Genomic DNA, 16,041 nt, shown 5'->3' with positions numbered 1-16,041 from the left:
GAAAATCATGGTCACAGAAGATATTTTGCAGGCAATTCATATTGCAAAACAATATGCGAAGGATAATTTCAACCAAAAGTATGCTCCTGCTCATTTGCTAAAGGCGCTTTTGAATCCGCAATTCAATTTCATGCGTGAATTGGATGCCAAAGGAATAGACGTGTTTTATTTGGATGAATGGGCCGATATCCGAATCAGCGAGTATCCAAAATCTTCTAAACCAAGCGATGACCCGGCTCCGGACAGCGGTATGAATGCCGTGCTGACAGAAGCCGAAGATATTGCAAAAAAGACGGGTGACGAAACCAGCTTTGTTCCCATCCTAAAAGCACTGGTAACTCCCGGCGTAGGATTTTCACACGACCAGCTAAAGTCATTGCCTTTGACGCCTGCTGATTTATCATCAATGTTTGATTCAGGAACTGCAAAACCGCAAAACAATTCTGAAAAAACAAAAATCGCCCCAACAGGAAGCTCTACCTTAGACAAATACTGTACGGACAAAATAAAACATCTGAAGTCAAAGCAATCTATTCCGATGATTGGACGCGATGAAGAACTAAAGACCATTACAGAAATATTAAACCGAAAACTGAAACCACACGTTATCGTTATCGGAGAATCCGGTGTCGGGAAATCGACACTAATTGAAGGCTTTTGCCATAAAATTGGAGACAAGTCTATTTTGGCAGCCTTTAATAATGCTTCGGTTTTTGAAATCAATATCGGGCCTTTATTCGCCGGTGCTTCCTACAAAGGCGAAGTAGAAGACCGTTTACAGAAAATCTTCAATGAAGTAAAGGGCTATGAAAAGCCGATACTTTTTATAGACGATATCCACGAACTGTTTGATTCCAATCAGGGCAATGGTATTGGCAGCATTATAAAATCTGAACTTTCTAAAGGCGACATTACTTTTATTGGAGCCACAACTACAGAAAAATTCAGAAAATCGCTTGGTAAGGATGATGCCCTTTCCAGACGTTTTGAAACTTTGGAAATCCACGAGCCTAATCAGGAATTGGCCTTACGAATGATTAAAAATGTGATTTCCCATTACCAGACACATCATGATTTTAGCATTGATGAAGAAGGACTCAAAGAATCTATCCGACTTTCAAAACGCTATCTGAAGGAAAAATCGCTTCCGGATTCTGCCCTGGATTTGATTGACAGAACCATGTCTTCTTTAAAAGTGGCCAAAGAAACTATCAAAAAAGAACTGCCGGAATTAAAAAAACAGCTTTCGGCCATCAATGATAGTATTGAGGAAATTGAAAAAGAAGAAAAGATGCTTTGGCTTCATTCTGATATCCAAAATAAAACCGGTAAGCTTTTCAGCGAAGACGAGGACAATTTCTCTTCTGTTGCCAGCGATAAGAAAATAGCGCATCTGGAAAGTCTTTTAGAAAGCCTGGAGCGCTTGAATGAAGAAGAAAACATTGTTTCTCCATCACACCTGTCGCACGTGGTTTCGGGTATTACCGGAATCCCGGCAGGAAAAGTAAAATCTGATGAACGCGAACGATTACTCGATATAGAAAATACCCTAAAAAAGAGAGTTATTGGTCAGGACCATGCCGTGAAAGTAGTTTCTGATGCCATACTGGAATCCCGTTCCGGACTCACAAAACCAGGACAGCCAATAGGTTCCTTTTTCTTTTTGGGACCAACAGGAACCGGAAAAACAGAATTGGCAAAATCATTGGCTGACTTCCTATTTGGTGACGAGAATGCCATTATCCGGTTGGACATGTCAGAATTCAAAGAAGAACATTCTGCAGCACTTTTATACGGGGCACCTCCGGGATATGTAGGCTATGAAGAAGGCGGACTTCTTGTTAACAAAATCAGGCAAAAACCGTATTCCATCGTTTTGTTTGATGAAATTGAAAAGGCCCATAAATCGGTTTTTGACGTATTCCTACAAATACTGGATGAAGGAAAACTCCACGACCGTTTAGGCAAAGAAGGTGATTTTTCAAACTCAGTGATTCTTTTTACCTCAAATATTGGCTCTGATTTTATTGTAAAATCATTTGAAAAAGACATCATCCCAAAATCAAACGACCTTATTCAATTGATGACCGGCTATTTCAGGCCCGAGTTTTTAGGACGTCTTACGGAAATCATCCCATTTGCACCAATCAGCAGAAAAAGCGTTTCGAGAATTTTTGATATCCATTTAAAGAAAGAACTTTTGCAGCTTCTGGAAAAGCTGGACATCACGCTGCATATAGACGAAAAAGACAAAGAACAGATTGCTCTGATGGGTTTCACGCCGGAATATGGGGCGCGACCAATCAAAGGAACTATCCGCAATCAGTTAAAAAGGCCATTGTCACGCATGATTATTTCCAACGAAATCAAAAAAGGCGATTCGTTGAAAGTCACATTAAATGAAGAAGGAGCCATTAAATTTACGATAGAACATGAAAGACCTATACTACAAGATTCCAATTGATTTTAAGCGGCTGTCAAGCGGTGAAGATATAAGGAAAGTCACTATCGAAGAATCTTTGGCACAGTATATTTCCCTGATAATCACTACGATTTTCGGAGAATATAAATATGATGACGATTTTGGCACCATTATCTGGGAAACCGATTTTAACCTGTTGTCTAATGCCAACCAGCTCAAAGACATGATTAAGGAATCTGTACATGAAAAGGTAAAAAAATATGAAAAGCGACTGACAGTTACCGATGTAACGCTTGGCGTAAGTGAAGATACGGTAAGCTACGAAACCAATATTCGCGTCAAAAAACGTCTTGACATTGTGGTTTACGGAGTAATCAAAAAAACAAACCAGCCTTATTATTACAAGAGTTCTTATTTTCTAGCGCCATTTTCATTTAAATAAAAGCATCATCAATGAATTCATTATCAAAAGATCAGATTAAAGACCGACTACTCAAACGTGCCGCCAAACAATGGGGCTATTCTGACGTGGAACTGGAAAATGTCTTTGACCCTATTGTCAATTTGCTTTTTGATGTATGCGCCAAAGAATTGGAAAAAATTTCCAACGAAATCTATTCGAGCCGAAGAAGGATTACAGAACGGCTGGTCGATATCCTTACACCAACAGCATCGGCTAAAGCAACGCCGGCAAGAGCCATTGTGAGGGCCTATCCTGTAGAAAATGAAGTGATACTAAATGACCACCATCAGTTTTACTTCCAGAAAAAAGAGGCAAATCCGTACAATCCGACAGAAAACATAATCAAAAACTATTTTTTCGGGCCAACAAAGCCTGTAAAATTGAACCGCAATAAACTCAACTATGCAATCCTTCCAAGCGGAGTACAGCAGATTGTGAAAGAACAATTCCGGGAAACGGTCAGCAGTAATAATTATATTAAGCCGGCACCTCACGGAACCATCTGGCTTGGACTAAAACACCAGGGCGACGGAATCATCAAAGACCTGATGTTTTATTTTTATCTGAAAAACATCCACAACAGGAATACCTTTTTCCACTTTCTGCCACGTGCCAAATGGTATTTGAACGACCATCTGTTGCAGACTGCGCAAGGATACAACAACGATGAAAATTATTCCAACAATTACGGTGAACTCATTCAGGAAGAATTCTATCATATTGAACGGACACAGGAACACGCAAACGACTATTTCCGCAAGAATTTCATCACTATAAAAGACATTATCAATATTGATAATAACTATTCCTTGCCTTCAGAATTGAGTAGTTTTATTCCTGCTGAAGAATTAAAAGTTCTGGCCGACGAAAAACTAATCTGGATTCGTATTGAGTTTCCTAATGTCATCGGGAAAGATATTCTTTCTGAAATTTTCTGCGCCAACAATTGTTTTCCTGTCATCAATAAAAAACTAAATGAGGTACAGGGAAATATCAAAAACCTCCTGAATATTTATCCGCTGAACCTGAACAACGAGTTTTTTCTTGAGCTTTTCTCGGTTACTGATGACAAGAACAACGAGTTTGACGTTATCAAAAACGATGATGAAAAGGGCGACAACGACTATGCCTACCTACGTTTTGGAGGCATCGCCCGTTTTGACGAAAGAAATGCGACGGAAGAAATAAACTATCTCATTGACCTGATTCGGGATGAAGCCGCGGCATTTTCCAGACTCGGACATGATTTTACAGACAATAACCTGAAAGAAATCAACCAGATTATTTCACGTTTCAGAAATAAGATGTCACAGGTAGGTATGCAAAATATCAATAACCCGTATTTAATACTCAATACTACCAGCAATTCCAACAAAGGAACCTTATTCGCCAAATATTGGACAACCAATGGCGAAAGCGCCAACAAGATTAATACCTTTTCAAGATTAGTCGCCCATAAAGGTTCCGATTTTGAAAGAGACAACATTATGTTTCTGTCTACAACCCAGGGCGGAAAAGACGAACTTTCCAATTCAGAGAAAATCTATGCCTATCGTGAAAACCTGGTTTCTAACCAGAGAGTGGTAACGCGTCAGGACATTATCATTCTCTGCAAAAATCATTTTGGTGATGCTATTACAAGAGTGGAAGTAAAAAATGGTATTCAGACCAGCCTGGACAGCAATGTGGGCTATACTCCCACTATTGACATCTATCTCGAAAGAAAGGACAAAGACTATTATAATGAGGAAGAATGGTATTTCCTGAGTGAAGATTTAAAATTGATGATTGAAAACCGGGCCATTAACATTGTTCCTTTCCGAATTATCTATTCTTAAATTCCAATCCGGAAGTTTATATCAAATGAAAGAAGACACAAAACAGGAGTTCTCTCCCTTTACAAACTCTGCGACTCTGCGCCTTTGCGAGTAACTATTTTCACGCAAAGGCGCAGAGACGCAAAGTATTAAGTGCCTATCGGAATAGATTTTAATATAGATTTTCGATAATCAACCCTACTTAATGTTGTATATTCTTCTTTTTTGTTATTTTTATAAGAACTAAATAACAACCTCATGAAAAAAGTAATTTTTACGATAGCGATAGGCGGTATGTTTCTCGCTACATCCTGCAAGAAAGAAGAAACAGTTACAACAACAACTGAAGACGGAAAAACGACCGTGACCACCACAACAACGAAAAACGGCCTGAACCTAGAATTAAGTGAAAAGGCAAAAGCCAATCTGGACGAGGCTGAAAAGAAATTAGCAGAAGCTAAGGCAAAAGGCGACAAGGAAGCCGAAAGATTAGCACAGATTGCGGTTGACAAAGCAAAAAGTGCCTGGGAAGCAACCAAAGATGGCATAAAAGAAACTTCTGAAGATATCAAAGAAGGAGCACAAAAAGCCAAAGAAGACATGAAAGAAGGTTATAATGAAACCTTAGAAAAAGCAAAAATCAAATAAAACAAAAAAGCCCATTCTTTCGAATGGGCTTTTTGTATCTAAAAATCTTGGTTTTCTTATGCTTCAAACGGAACAACAGAAACGAAAGATTTGTTATCAGATTTTTTCTGGAACTTAACAACTCCGTCAACTTTTGCATGTAAAGTATGATCTTTACCCATGTAAACGTTTTCTCCCGGGTTGTGCTTAGAACCTCTTTGTCTAACGATGATGTTTCCAGCAATAGCAGCTTGACCACCATAAATCTTAACACCTAAACGTTTCGATTCTGATTCTCTACCATTCTTGGAACTACCGACACCTTTCTTATGAGCCATGACGTACTGGTTTTAAATGTTAATTATTCTTGAGTATCTTCTTTTTTAGCCTTAGCTACTTTTTTCTTTGGAGCTTCTACCGCTTCTTCAGTTGCAGGAGCAGCTTCTTTCTTAGCAGCAGCTTTTTTAGCACCTGAAACAGTAATTCCAGAAATTTGGATTTGAGTCAAATATTGACGGTGTCCGTTTTTCTTTTTGTAACCTTTTCTTCTTTTCTTTTTGAAAACGATTACTTTGTCTCCTTTTAAGTGTTGTAACACTTTGGCTTCTACTGAAGCACCTTCTACAGCCGGGGCGCCTAAAGTGATTGTTCCGTTATCATCCAACAAAAGAACTTTTGCAAAAGAAACTGCATCTCCTTCTTTGTTAGCTAAACGGTGAACATAAACCTTTAAGTCTTTGCTTACTTTGAATTGTTGCCCTGCTATCTCTACGATTGCGTACATAACAATAATGTTTAGTTAAATTTTAAGGTTGCAAATATACGATTAAATATTAATCCTGCAATTGTTCTTAAAAAAAAAATTCAACCTTCAAAGAGACAGCATTTTAACCCCGGGAAAGAACATTCCGAAAAGTAAAAACATTCAGCCGTTAAAAAGTTATATTTACATGAATAAATCTTAAAAAAAAACTACATTTGGCGTAACAAAACACATATTTGGCATACTAATGTCAAAATCAATAACAAATTTATTAATCGTTATGAAAAAATCATTAATGGCTTTGGGTTCAGTTCTCATGCTCGGGAGTGTTGCTTCAGCTCAAAAAGTAGCTTTTGAAGAATATACACTAGAAAATGGTCTTCATGTGATCTTGCATCAAGACAAATCAGCTCCAGTTGTAATTACTTCGGTAATGTATCACGTTGGAGCCAAAGACGAAAATCCGGAAAGAACTGGTTTTGCTCACTTTTTTGAACACCTTTTATTTGAAGGAACAAAAAATATAGGTCGTGGAGAATGGTTCAAAATTGTTTCCGGAAACGGAGGAACCAATAACGCAAATACTTCAGACGACAGGACTTACTACTATGAAATCTTCCCTTCTAACAGCCTTGAATTAGGTTTATGGATGGAATCTGAAAGATTAATGCACCCTGTAATCAACCAGATTGGAGTTGATACGCAAAACGAAGTTGTTAAGGAAGAAAAAAGATTACGTGTAGACAACCAGCCTTACGGAAATCTTATTACTGCCGTAAAACAAAACATGTTCAAAAAACACCCTTACCGTTGGGCTCCTATTGGTTCTATGGAACATTTAGATGCTGCAACTCTGGAAGAATTCCAGGCATTCAACAAAAAGTTCTACGTTCCTAACAACGCAGTTCTTGTTGTAGCTGGTGATATTGAGTACGACAAAACCATCAAATGGGTAAAACAATATTTCGGGTCAATTCCAAAAGGAAAAACAGACCTTACAAAACAGACTTTTACTGAAGACCCAATCACTCAAACTATTAAGGCTACTTATGAAGACCCGAACATCCAGATTCCGATGTTGGTAACGGCATACAGAACGCCTTCAATGAAAACCCGTGATGCAAAAGTTTTGGATATGATTTCTTCTATCCTTAGCGATGGAAAGAGTTCAAGACTTTACAAAAAAATCGTTGACCAGAAGAAAATGGCTTTAGAAATTGGCGCTTTTAACTACAGCCAGGAAGACTACGGCGTTTACTTCATCTATGGTTTGCCAATGGGTGACACTTCTCTTGATGCACTTACAAAAGAAATCGATGAAGAAGTTACTAAGCTTCAGACAGAATTAATTTCTGAGAAAGATTTCCAGAAATTACAGAATAAATTTGAGAACCAATATGTAAACAGCAATGCTTCAGTAGAAGGAATTGCAGAAAACCTGGCTACATATTACATGCTGTACGGCGATATCAACCTTATCAACACCGAGATTGAAATCTATCGCTCTATCACTCGTGAGGAAATCAGAGATGTTGCAAAAAAATACCTGAACCCGAACCAAAGATTGATTTTGGATTACGTACCAGCAAAAGACAAAGCTCAAAACTAAGATATACATCATGAAAAAGACAATATTCATTTTATCAAGCTTGTTCTTAACAGTAATTATGCAAGCACAAGACAGACCACAGCCAAAACCAGGTCCTGCTCCGGTTATCAATATCGGGAAGCCTGAAACCTTTGAATTAAAAAACGGATTGAAAGTAATGGTTGTTGAAAACCATAAACTTCCAAGAGTTTCCTACAACCTGACATTAGACAATGCTCCTTACGCAGAAGGCGATAAAAAAGGTGTTGCTGAAATTACCAGCGCATTAATTGGAAGCGGTACTAAAAAGATGTCAAAAGATGCTTTCAACGAAGAAATTGATTTCCTTGGGGCTAACATCGGATTTAGCGCTAACGGAGCTTATGCTTCAGGTCTTTCAAAATATTCTGACAGAATTCTTGAATTGATGGCTGACGGAGCTTTAAACTCTGTTTTCACTCAGGAAGAACTTGACAAAGAAAAAACAAAACTGATTGAAGGCTTAAAAACTCAGGAGAAAAGCGTTCAGGCTGTAGCTTCACGTGTTGAAGATGTGTTGGTTTTCGGAAAAAATCATCCAAACGGAGAATATCTTACTGAAGAAAGCATCAACAAAGTTACTTTGAATGATGCCATCATGAACTATACTACTTATTTTGTTCCTGCTAACGCTTACCTTGTTATTACAGGTGATGTAAAATTCAAAGACGTTAAAAAGGCTGTTGAGAAATATTTTGGTTCATGGAAAAAAGCTACCGCTCCGGTAATCACTTATGCTGACCCAAAAGATGTTCAATACACACAGATTAACTTTGTGGACATGCCAAACGCTGTTCAGTCTGAAATTTCTTTGGTTAACGTTTCTAACCTAAAGATGACTGATAAAGATTATTTCGCTGTTCTTTTGGCTAATCAAATTATTGGTGGTGACTTCAACAGCTACCTAAACATGAACCTGAGAGAAGCTCACGGATGGACATATGGTGCCCGTTCAAACATTAGAGGTGACAAATATGTTGGAAAATTCAAGTCTAACACTCAGGTTAGAAATGCCGTAACTGATAGCGCTGTAGTTGAATTCTTCAAAGAATTGAAAAGAATCAGAACTGAAAAAGTAGCTCCGGACATGTTGAAAAACGTAAAGGCAGGATACATTGGAAACTTCGTAATGCAAATCCAAAAACCGGGAACTGTTGCCCGTTATGCTTTATTGACCAAAACACAGAACCTTCCTGCTGATTTCTACGAAAACTACATCAAGAATATCAACGCAGTAACTGCTGATGATATCATGAGAGTAGCAAACAAGTATTTCCTTGCTGACAATACAAGAGTTATCATTACAGGTAAAGGAAGTGACGTATTGCCAGGTCTTGAAAAACTTGGAATCCCGATGTTCTATTTCGACAAATTCGGAAACCAGGTTGATAAGCCTGTTGCTAAAAAAGCGGTTCCTGCCGGTGTAACAGCAAAAACTGTATTTGACAACTACATCAAAGCAATTGGTGGAGACAAAAATGCGAAGTCAGTAAAAACTGTATTCTCTACATTAAACGGAAAAGTTCAGGGAATTGATGTTACCATGACAAGAAAATCTTCTGCAGCCGGTAAAAAAGTTGACGAAGTTAAAGGTATGGGCCAAACATTAAGCAAAGAAGTTTTTGACGGAACTAAAGGATATGAGTCGGCTCAAGGTCAAAAAGAAGACTACAGCGCAGATAAAATTGCTAACGCAAAATTCTATTCTCTTCCTTTCCCGGAATTGACTTTAGCTACAAAACCTGGAATCACTTTATCCGGAATCGAATCTATTGACGGAAAAGAGGCATATGCTATCAAAGACGGTAAAAAGACGCTTTACTATGATGTAACAACAGGATTGAAACTGGCAGAAGCAAACACTGAGGAAATGCAAGGACAGCAAATGACTCAGGTAGTTTCTTTCTCTGACTACAAAGATGTAAAAGGCGTAAAAGTTCCTTTCAAAACTACATTAAACGTGGGTATCGAAATCGAATTAACAGCTTCTGATGTAAAAATCAACGAAGGTGTTTCTGATGCAGATTTCAAATAATCCGAATCAAACATAAAATTAAAAAGACTGTCAGCAATGGCAGTCTTTTTTTATGCGGTAAATTTCATCCAAAGGAGAAACACGAAATATTTTCATACAGAAATATTATAAACTTCGCGGCTCTGCGTCTTTGCAAGCAACTGTTTCACGCAAAGGCGCAATGACGCAAAGCTTAAAATTAAATAGAATTGCGAGTTTATTTTTTAGCAGACAAATAAATCCCGATCAATACGATAAAAGCACCTAGAGCCTGAACCAAAGTAAGGCTTTCGCCATCCAGAATACCCCAAAAGCAAGCCACAATTGGCAACATATAGGTTACGGATGAAGCAAAAATCGGGGAAGAAATCTGTATCAGCTTAAAATACAACACATTCGCCACACAGGTTCCAAATACGGCCAGGACACTTATAAACAGCATCGACGTTTTTACATTTGGCAGATGTGCCACTTCATGAAAATTTGTAGTAAACAGAATAATAAGAGCCGGAACCAATAAAACGGCGAAATTGCCTACCGTTATACTCAAAGGATTTACATCCGAAAGATATTTTTTAATCAGGTTGACATTCACAGCATAGCAAATCGCACCACAGACAGCCAGGGTCGCAAACCAGTAATTCTGTCCGGGATGGTTTACAGCTCCGCTCAAAATCAACAAAACACTCCCAAACAAGCCAATCGTCACACCAAAAATCTGCCTTCTTTGAAAATTCAGCCCAAAAACCAACGCCCCTAAAACCAATGCAGCCAAAGGTGTGAGTGAATTTAAAACAGCACTGATAGAACTGTCAATTTGTGTTTGGGCAATCGAAAAAAGAAATGCCGGAAAAAAAGTCCCCATCATTGCCGTCAGTGCAATATATTTCCATTGGTGCTGCTTGATATTTTTAAGGCTTTTAAAACCTATTGCCAAAAGAAAAACAGCCGCAAAAATCATCCGCAACGAGCCCAGTTGAAATGGTGTAAGCCCCACCAAACCTTTTTTTATCAGAATAAAGGAACTTCCCCAAATTAAGGAAAGGAAGAATAAGAAAATCCATTTGGATGGCACTGCTTTCATAACTCATTTTTTACAGCCCAAAATTCTGTCATTTTAACGAATTTCCCGTTTCTTTTTTTATTAATTTTGTAAACCTTTAAAATTCAAAGGGATTGTTAATTCAAATTTAAATACAACATTATGAATTTTTCAAAATCATTACTTATCCTTGCGCTTTCAGGAATGTTATTCGTAAGCTGCAAAAACGAGCCAAAAGCAACAGAAACCGGAGAACCGACAGAAACTGCTACAGACACGACTGCAACGAAACCAACTGCTGAAAACTTACAAACCGCAAGTTTCCAAATCGACGGAATGTCATGTGCTGTTGGATGCGCAAAAACCATTGAGAAAAAATTAGCCAGCCTGGACGGCGTACAGGAAGCCAAAGTTGATTTCGAAAAGAAAACAGCTACCGTAGCTTATGATGCTGCAAAACAAACTCCTGAAACATTAGTTGAAACAGTAGAAGCTGTTGCAGGCGGAACCACTTACAAAGTTTCTAATGTAAAATCATCTGCTGACAAAGCAATGCTTTACAAAGAGAAAGAAAAGGAAAAAGAGAAAAAGAAAAAAGACGACAAGAAAGCTTCTTGCCACGATGATAAAGCTAAAGATGCAAAAGCAGGCGGATGCTGTTCAGGCAAGAAATCTTGTGGTACAGATGAGAAAAAAGCAAAAAGCGCTTAATGCTTCTTCAAAACAAGATAAATAAAAAAAGAGAACCAAATTGGTTCTCTTTTTTTATTTCCATTTTAATGTTTCCATCAATACCTGCATATCATTTTTGACATAGCTTGAGGCCGGCATAATTGAGTCAAAATTAGGCTTTGCATAAAAATATACAGAACCCGTGACAAAATGCTTTAGACTGTCTGTAGCATAAAACTGTGCATTCGTTGCCGCATTACCGCCAACCCTGTAGAACATGCCGTAAACCTTGCTCTTTTCATTCACGAAAGGCTGTTCCACAATATCATCTGCCTTAATAGTGTGTTTGTAAGTCAGATTTTGGGCATCTCTTAAATGTGCCTCAATATCATTCTTAACAGGTTTGTAAGTCAGATAAATTGTGGCTTTCATTTTTGGATAGCTGATTGTAAAATCGCAATCTCCTTTTTGCGAAATAATTGCGTCTTCGTTTATATCAAACGTATAAGGGCAATTATTTTCAAAGTGTACATATTGGGCTTTTGGATATTCCAGTCTTAATTGTCCTGCCGGTTTTGGAACTGTATCGTTCTGGCAACCCCACACAGAAGCAAGAATACATCCGGAAATAAAAAGGCCTATACTTTTTCTAAACATTATTAGTACAAATCTTCTTCAGGTGAGTTAGAATCAAAATTGGCAGATTTTACATCAACTGATGACCCTTGCTTACCAGCTTCAATATCTTTCTTCGTCGTTAAGAAAGTAAATTCCGTTACCTGGATTTCGGTAGTATATTTTGTAACACCTTCTTCTGTTTGCCATTGACGGGATTTTATCCTTCCTTCAACATATATCTTGTCGCCTTTTGACAGATATTTTTCACAGATTTCTGCTGCTTTATTCCGGACAACAAGATTGTGCCATTCCGTAGAAGCAATCTTTTCGTTTGTCTGCTTGTTAATATAAATTTCATTCGTAGCCAGTGGAAATCTGCCAATGCAGTTACCACCTTCAAAATAGTGCATCTTGACATCATCGCCTAGGTGCCCAATTAAAATCACTTTATTTAGCGTACCATTCATTTTTCGTGGGGAGTTAGTAAACCTTCAAATATAATAATTTCTGATAAACCTTATAAATTATGGCAAATCTTTTTCTATAAAATTATAAATTACAATTGGAAATGGCAATGAAATCATTGATTCATAAGACATTGCATTTTCCATCTCGCCTTGAACAGACACCCGAAAAAAGCGAATATGCAAATGCTGATGTGATAATTTATGTAAAATAACGTCATTTTTTAACGGCTTTATTGAAAAAATTTCAAACTTTGAACCATATTCTTCAAAAATTAATTTTGAAATCGTATCAAAATCAACTTCTGCTGCCGTCTCGATTAATGGAAATTCATAGAGGTTATGCCAGATTCCTTTTTCGGTTCGTTTTCTTACAATATGATTCTGGTTGTCATCTGAAAAAACAAGATAGTTAAAATAGCGATTGCGCACTTTTGTCTTCTTCAACTTGACGGGAAGTTCATTTACTTTATTCTTTTGCAGTGCCAGACAGCCCGAATTCAGCACACATGTTCCACAATCCGGATTTTTAGGTACGCATTGCAGCGCCCCAAACTCCATAATGGCCTGATTGAATAAAGCAGGATTGTCGTGTGGAATGAGTTCGCTTGCCAACTCTGTAAATTCCTTTTTGGCTCCACTGGAAGCAATATCGGTTTCAATGTCAAAATATCGCGACAGTATGCGAAAAACATTTCCATCAACCACCGGAACCACTTCATTATACGAAAAAGAAGCGATGGCCGCAGCAGTATATTCACCTACTCCTTTTAACTGTAGTAATTCTTTATAATTATCCGGAAAAATTCCGCCCCTTTCAAATGCTACCAATTTCGCCGTATTGTGAAGATTTCTGGCTCTTGAATAATAACCCAAACCCTGCCAAAGCTTCAACACCTGTTCCTCGTCAGCATTTGCCAAATCAAAAACGGTTGGAAATGAACTGGTAAATGACAAAAAATAAGGCAAACCCTGCGCCACACGCGTCTGCTGGAGCATAATTTCTGACAGCCAAATATGGTACGGATTGACCGTATTTCGCCAGGGTAAATCGCGTTTATTTTGTAAATACCATTGGATTAATAAGTTAGAAAATTCCATCAGATAAAATTGGTTAGCAAAAGTAAAAGTTTATGTTATTAAATTTTAATCGTTTATGGTTGAAATATTGTTTTTTTAATTCATATATTTGCAACCTCAAAATTTTACACAATAAATTTAAAATAGAAAGAAAATGACGAAAGCAGATATCGTTGCGAAAATTTCAGAAAAATTAGGTCTTGAAAAAGGAGATGTTCAAGCAACAGTTGAATCTTTTATGGACGAAGTAAAAAACTCTTTGGAAACGGGTGATAATGTTTACTTAAGAGGTTTTGGTAGTTTCATCATCAAAACAAGAGCTGAAAAAACAGGTAGAAATATCTCTAAAAACACTACAATTAAAATTCCTGCACACAATATTCCTGCATTCAAACCGGCAAAAGTTTTTGTTGAAGGAGTTAAAACGAATACCGAAGCTAAAGTAAACTAATTTATTAATCACTAAATTTTCAAAATATGCCAAGTGGTAAAAAAAGAAAAAGACATAAGGTAGCGACTCACAAACGTAAAAAGAGAGCGAGAGCTAACCGTCATAAGAAGAAAAAGTAGTCTGACTACTTTTTTCTTTTTTAAGAATATTTATAGTTCATTGAAATTTGAAAATAGAATTATTGAAGAAAGAATAAAAAATGAGGCGCTGTTATGCCTTTGATTTTTTCTTTTGTGACTCTATTTTCTCCGGGTACAATACCTGTTAAATTATTGTTTAATCCATCTGTAGATAAGATTTTAGGCTTTAGACTTTAGATTTTAGATTTTAAATCTACACTCTTTTCTCTATCTTCTATTTTCTGAAAAAACAGATAAAAATTTACAGTGTGAATAAAGAACTGATCATCAGATCTGGTTCGGATGCCGTAGATTTTGCCTTATTAAAAGATGGAAAACTAATTGAATTACACAAAGAAGAAGAAAAAAGCAACTTTCAGGTAGGCGATATTTTTATTGCCAAAATCAGAAAACCCGTTGCGGGACTAAATGCTGCTTTTGTAAACGTAGGCTTTGAAAAAGATGCCTTTTTACATTATCATGATTTGGGTCCTAATCTGACTTCTCAGTTGAAATTCATAAAACTTGTAAGCGCAGGTAAATTAAAAGATTTCTCCCTAAAAAGCTTTCCTTTTGAAAAAGAGATTGATAAGGATGGAGTTATTACTGATGTAATCAGTGCCAACCAGTCCATTTTAGTACAAGTTGTCAAAGAACCTATATCGACCAAAGGTCCGAGAATTAGCTCAGAGCTTTCTCTTGCCGGCCGATTTATTGTTCTCGTTCCTTTTTCTGACAGAGTTTCTATATCGCAAAAAATAGAATCCAAAGAAGAAAAAGATCGTCTTAAACGACTCGTACAGTCAATCCGTCCAAAAGGATTTGGTGTTATTGTGAGAACAGTAGCAGAAGGCAAAAAAGTAGCCGAACTAGACAAAGATTTGCAGAATCTGCTCAGCAGATGGACTGCAATGTGCAAAAAATTACCAACTGCTCATCATCCGTCTAAAGTATTAGGAGAGCTCAACAGAGCTTCCTCCATCTTACGGGACGTATTCAATGATACCTTCACGGGAATTCATATAGATGACGAAGAGTTGTACAATGAAACGAAGGATTATCTGCAAGAAATTGCCCCTTCAAAACAATCAATAGTAAAGTTTTATCAATCCAAAGACACGCCTATCTTCGAAAAATATAACATAGAGAGACAAATCAAAACTTCCTTCGGAAAAACAGTATCCATGAGCAAAGGAGCTTACCTGATTATTGAACACACTGAAGCTTTGCACGTTATAGACGTCAACAGCGGAAACCGTTCAAACAAAGCTTCCAATCAAGAAGATACAGCCTTAGAAGTAAACCTCATCGCCGCTGCTGAAGTGGCACGACAGCTCCGCCTGCGAGATATGGGCGGCATCATTGTTGTCGATTTTATTGATATGTCTAATCCGGAAAATCGTAAAGTCCTTTTCGATTTCCTGAGAGAAGAAATGAGCGATGATAAAGCCAAACACAAAATCTTGCCGCCTAGTAAATTTGGTTTGATCCAGATTACACGGCAAAGAGTACGACCTGAAGTGAATATTAAGACCAGAGAAGAAGACCCTAACAATGAACATGGGGAAATTGATGCTCCGATCTCGATTGTAGATAAAATTACTTCAGATGTCGAACGACTATTGAAAGTCCACAAAAAAATCGTGCTGAATGCACACCCTTTTGTGGCAGCATACCTTACTAAAGGTTTTCCATCATTACGTTCAAAATGGTTTTTTGAACATAAAAAATGGGTGAAAATAATACCTCGTGACGCTTACACGTTTTTAGAATATCATTTCTATGATAAAAATGGAAATGAAATTAAAGATTAGATAAAAGAACCGCCTCTCGCAAGATTGGCGGTTTTTTTTGTTCTATAC

At 37.4% G+C, this 16,041-nt stretch carries 15 protein-coding genes; 9 read left to right on the top strand and 6 right to left on the bottom strand.

Annotated features, from left to right (window positions below; translation table 11 throughout):
- Positions 1-7: 7 nt before the first annotated feature.
- The 4 genes from ASG38_RS05445 (at position 8) to ASG38_RS05430 (ending at position 5,350) form a co-directional block, all read left to right on the top strand.
- A complete protein-coding gene (locus ASG38_RS05445) occupies positions 8-2,464 on the top strand; it encodes an AAA family ATPase (RefSeq protein WP_056067923.1) in 2,457 nt (818 codons plus the stop codon).
- Positions 2,433-2,864: a GPW/gp25 family protein gene (locus ASG38_RS05440; protein ID WP_056067921.1), complete on the top strand. Its 432-nt coding sequence runs from the start codon at positions 2,433-2,435 to the stop codon at positions 2,862-2,864. The genes ASG38_RS05445 and ASG38_RS05440 overlap by 32 nt, the downstream gene beginning before the upstream one ends.
- An 11-nt stretch (positions 2,865-2,875) precedes the next feature.
- Positions 2,876-4,723, top strand: coding sequence for a type VI secretion system baseplate subunit TssF (locus ASG38_RS05435; protein WP_056067919.1), 1,848 nt, complete (start codon positions 2,876-2,878; stop codon positions 4,721-4,723).
- A gap of 237 nt (positions 4,724-4,960) precedes the next feature.
- Complete coding sequence (locus ASG38_RS05430) at positions 4,961-5,350, top strand: hypothetical protein (protein ID WP_056067917.1); 390 nt, start codon at positions 4,961-4,963, stop codon at positions 5,348-5,350.
- A gap of 56 nt (positions 5,351-5,406) precedes the next feature.
- On the opposite strand, the gene rpmA is transcribed toward ASG38_RS05430, so the two are convergent.
- Together rpmA and rplU are read right to left on the bottom strand one after the other, a co-directional pair.
- Positions 5,407-5,667, bottom strand: coding sequence for a 50S ribosomal protein L27 (gene rpmA, locus ASG38_RS05425; RefSeq protein WP_056067915.1), 261 nt, complete (start codon positions 5,665-5,667; stop codon positions 5,407-5,409).
- A 23-nt stretch (positions 5,668-5,690) separates the two neighbouring features.
- Positions 5,691-6,113 carry a 50S ribosomal protein L21 gene (gene rplU, locus ASG38_RS05420; RefSeq protein ID WP_056067913.1) on the bottom strand — a complete coding sequence of 141 codons (423 nt, stop codon included), beginning with the start codon at positions 6,111-6,113 and terminating at the stop codon, positions 5,691-5,693.
- A 259-nt stretch (positions 6,114-6,372) separates the two neighbouring features.
- Between rplU and ASG38_RS05415 the strand changes: the two genes are divergently transcribed.
- Positions 6,373-7,701 (top strand): pitrilysin family protein, encoded by a 1,329-nt coding sequence (locus ASG38_RS05415; protein ID WP_056068451.1) that lies wholly within the window; start codon positions 6,373-6,375, stop codon positions 7,699-7,701.
- Between the two features lie 10 nt (positions 7,702-7,711).
- The gene (locus ASG38_RS05410; RefSeq protein ID WP_056067911.1) at positions 7,712-9,754 is read left to right on the top strand and encodes a pitrilysin family protein; all 2,043 of its coding nucleotides are present in this window, start codon (positions 7,712-7,714) and stop codon (positions 9,752-9,754) included.
- 196 nt (positions 9,755-9,950) lie between these two features.
- On the opposite strand, the gene ASG38_RS05405 is transcribed toward ASG38_RS05410, so the two are convergent.
- Complete coding sequence (locus tag ASG38_RS05405) at positions 9,951-10,817, bottom strand: DMT family transporter (protein ID WP_056067909.1); 867 nt, start codon at positions 10,815-10,817, stop codon at positions 9,951-9,953.
- Between the two features lie 120 nt (positions 10,818-10,937).
- Between ASG38_RS05405 and ASG38_RS05400 the strand changes: the two genes are divergently transcribed.
- Positions 10,938-11,486, top strand: coding sequence for a heavy-metal-associated domain-containing protein (locus ASG38_RS05400; RefSeq protein WP_082482161.1), 549 nt, complete (start codon positions 10,938-10,940; stop codon positions 11,484-11,486).
- A gap of 54 nt (positions 11,487-11,540) precedes the next feature.
- Here the strand turns inward: ASG38_RS05400 and gldD are convergent, their stop codons facing one another.
- Genes gldD through mutY form a run of 3 tightly spaced genes read right to left on the bottom strand, consistent with a single transcriptional unit; the run spans position 11,541 to position 13,630 of the window.
- Positions 11,541-12,104 carry a gliding motility lipoprotein GldD gene (gene gldD, locus ASG38_RS05395; RefSeq protein WP_056067907.1) on the bottom strand — a complete coding sequence of 188 codons (564 nt, stop codon included), beginning with the start codon at positions 12,102-12,104 and terminating at the stop codon, positions 11,541-11,543.
- 2 nt (positions 12,105-12,106) lie between these two features.
- A complete protein-coding gene (locus ASG38_RS05390; RefSeq protein WP_056067905.1) occupies positions 12,107-12,532 on the bottom strand; it encodes a single-stranded DNA-binding protein in 426 nt (141 codons plus the stop codon).
- A 57-nt stretch (positions 12,533-12,589) separates the two neighbouring features.
- Positions 12,590-13,630: an A/G-specific adenine glycosylase gene (gene mutY / locus ASG38_RS05385; protein WP_056067903.1), complete on the bottom strand. Its 1,041-nt coding sequence runs from the start codon at positions 13,628-13,630 to the stop codon at positions 12,590-12,592.
- Positions 13,631-13,763: 133 nt separating this feature from the next.
- On the opposite strand from mutY, the gene ASG38_RS05380 reads away from it, so the two are divergent.
- Together ASG38_RS05380 and ASG38_RS05375 are read left to right on the top strand one after the other, a co-directional pair.
- Positions 13,764-14,060, top strand: coding sequence for an HU family DNA-binding protein (locus ASG38_RS05380; protein WP_056067901.1), 297 nt, complete (start codon positions 13,764-13,766; stop codon positions 14,058-14,060).
- 388 nt (positions 14,061-14,448) lie between these two features.
- The gene (locus tag ASG38_RS05375; protein WP_056067899.1) at positions 14,449-15,993 is read left to right on the top strand and encodes a ribonuclease E/G; all 1,545 of its coding nucleotides are present in this window, start codon (positions 14,449-14,451) and stop codon (positions 15,991-15,993) included.
- The last annotated feature ends 48 nt before the right edge of the window (positions 15,994-16,041 follow it).

The sequence above is a fragment of the Flavobacterium sp. Leaf359 genome (genome assembly GCF_001423985.1).
Taxonomy (GTDB): Bacteria; Bacteroidota; Bacteroidia; order Flavobacteriales; family Flavobacteriaceae; genus Flavobacterium; species Flavobacterium lindanitolerans.
Note: the sequence above shows the minus strand (reverse complement) of the source record. Positions and strands in the feature narration are given on the sequence as shown.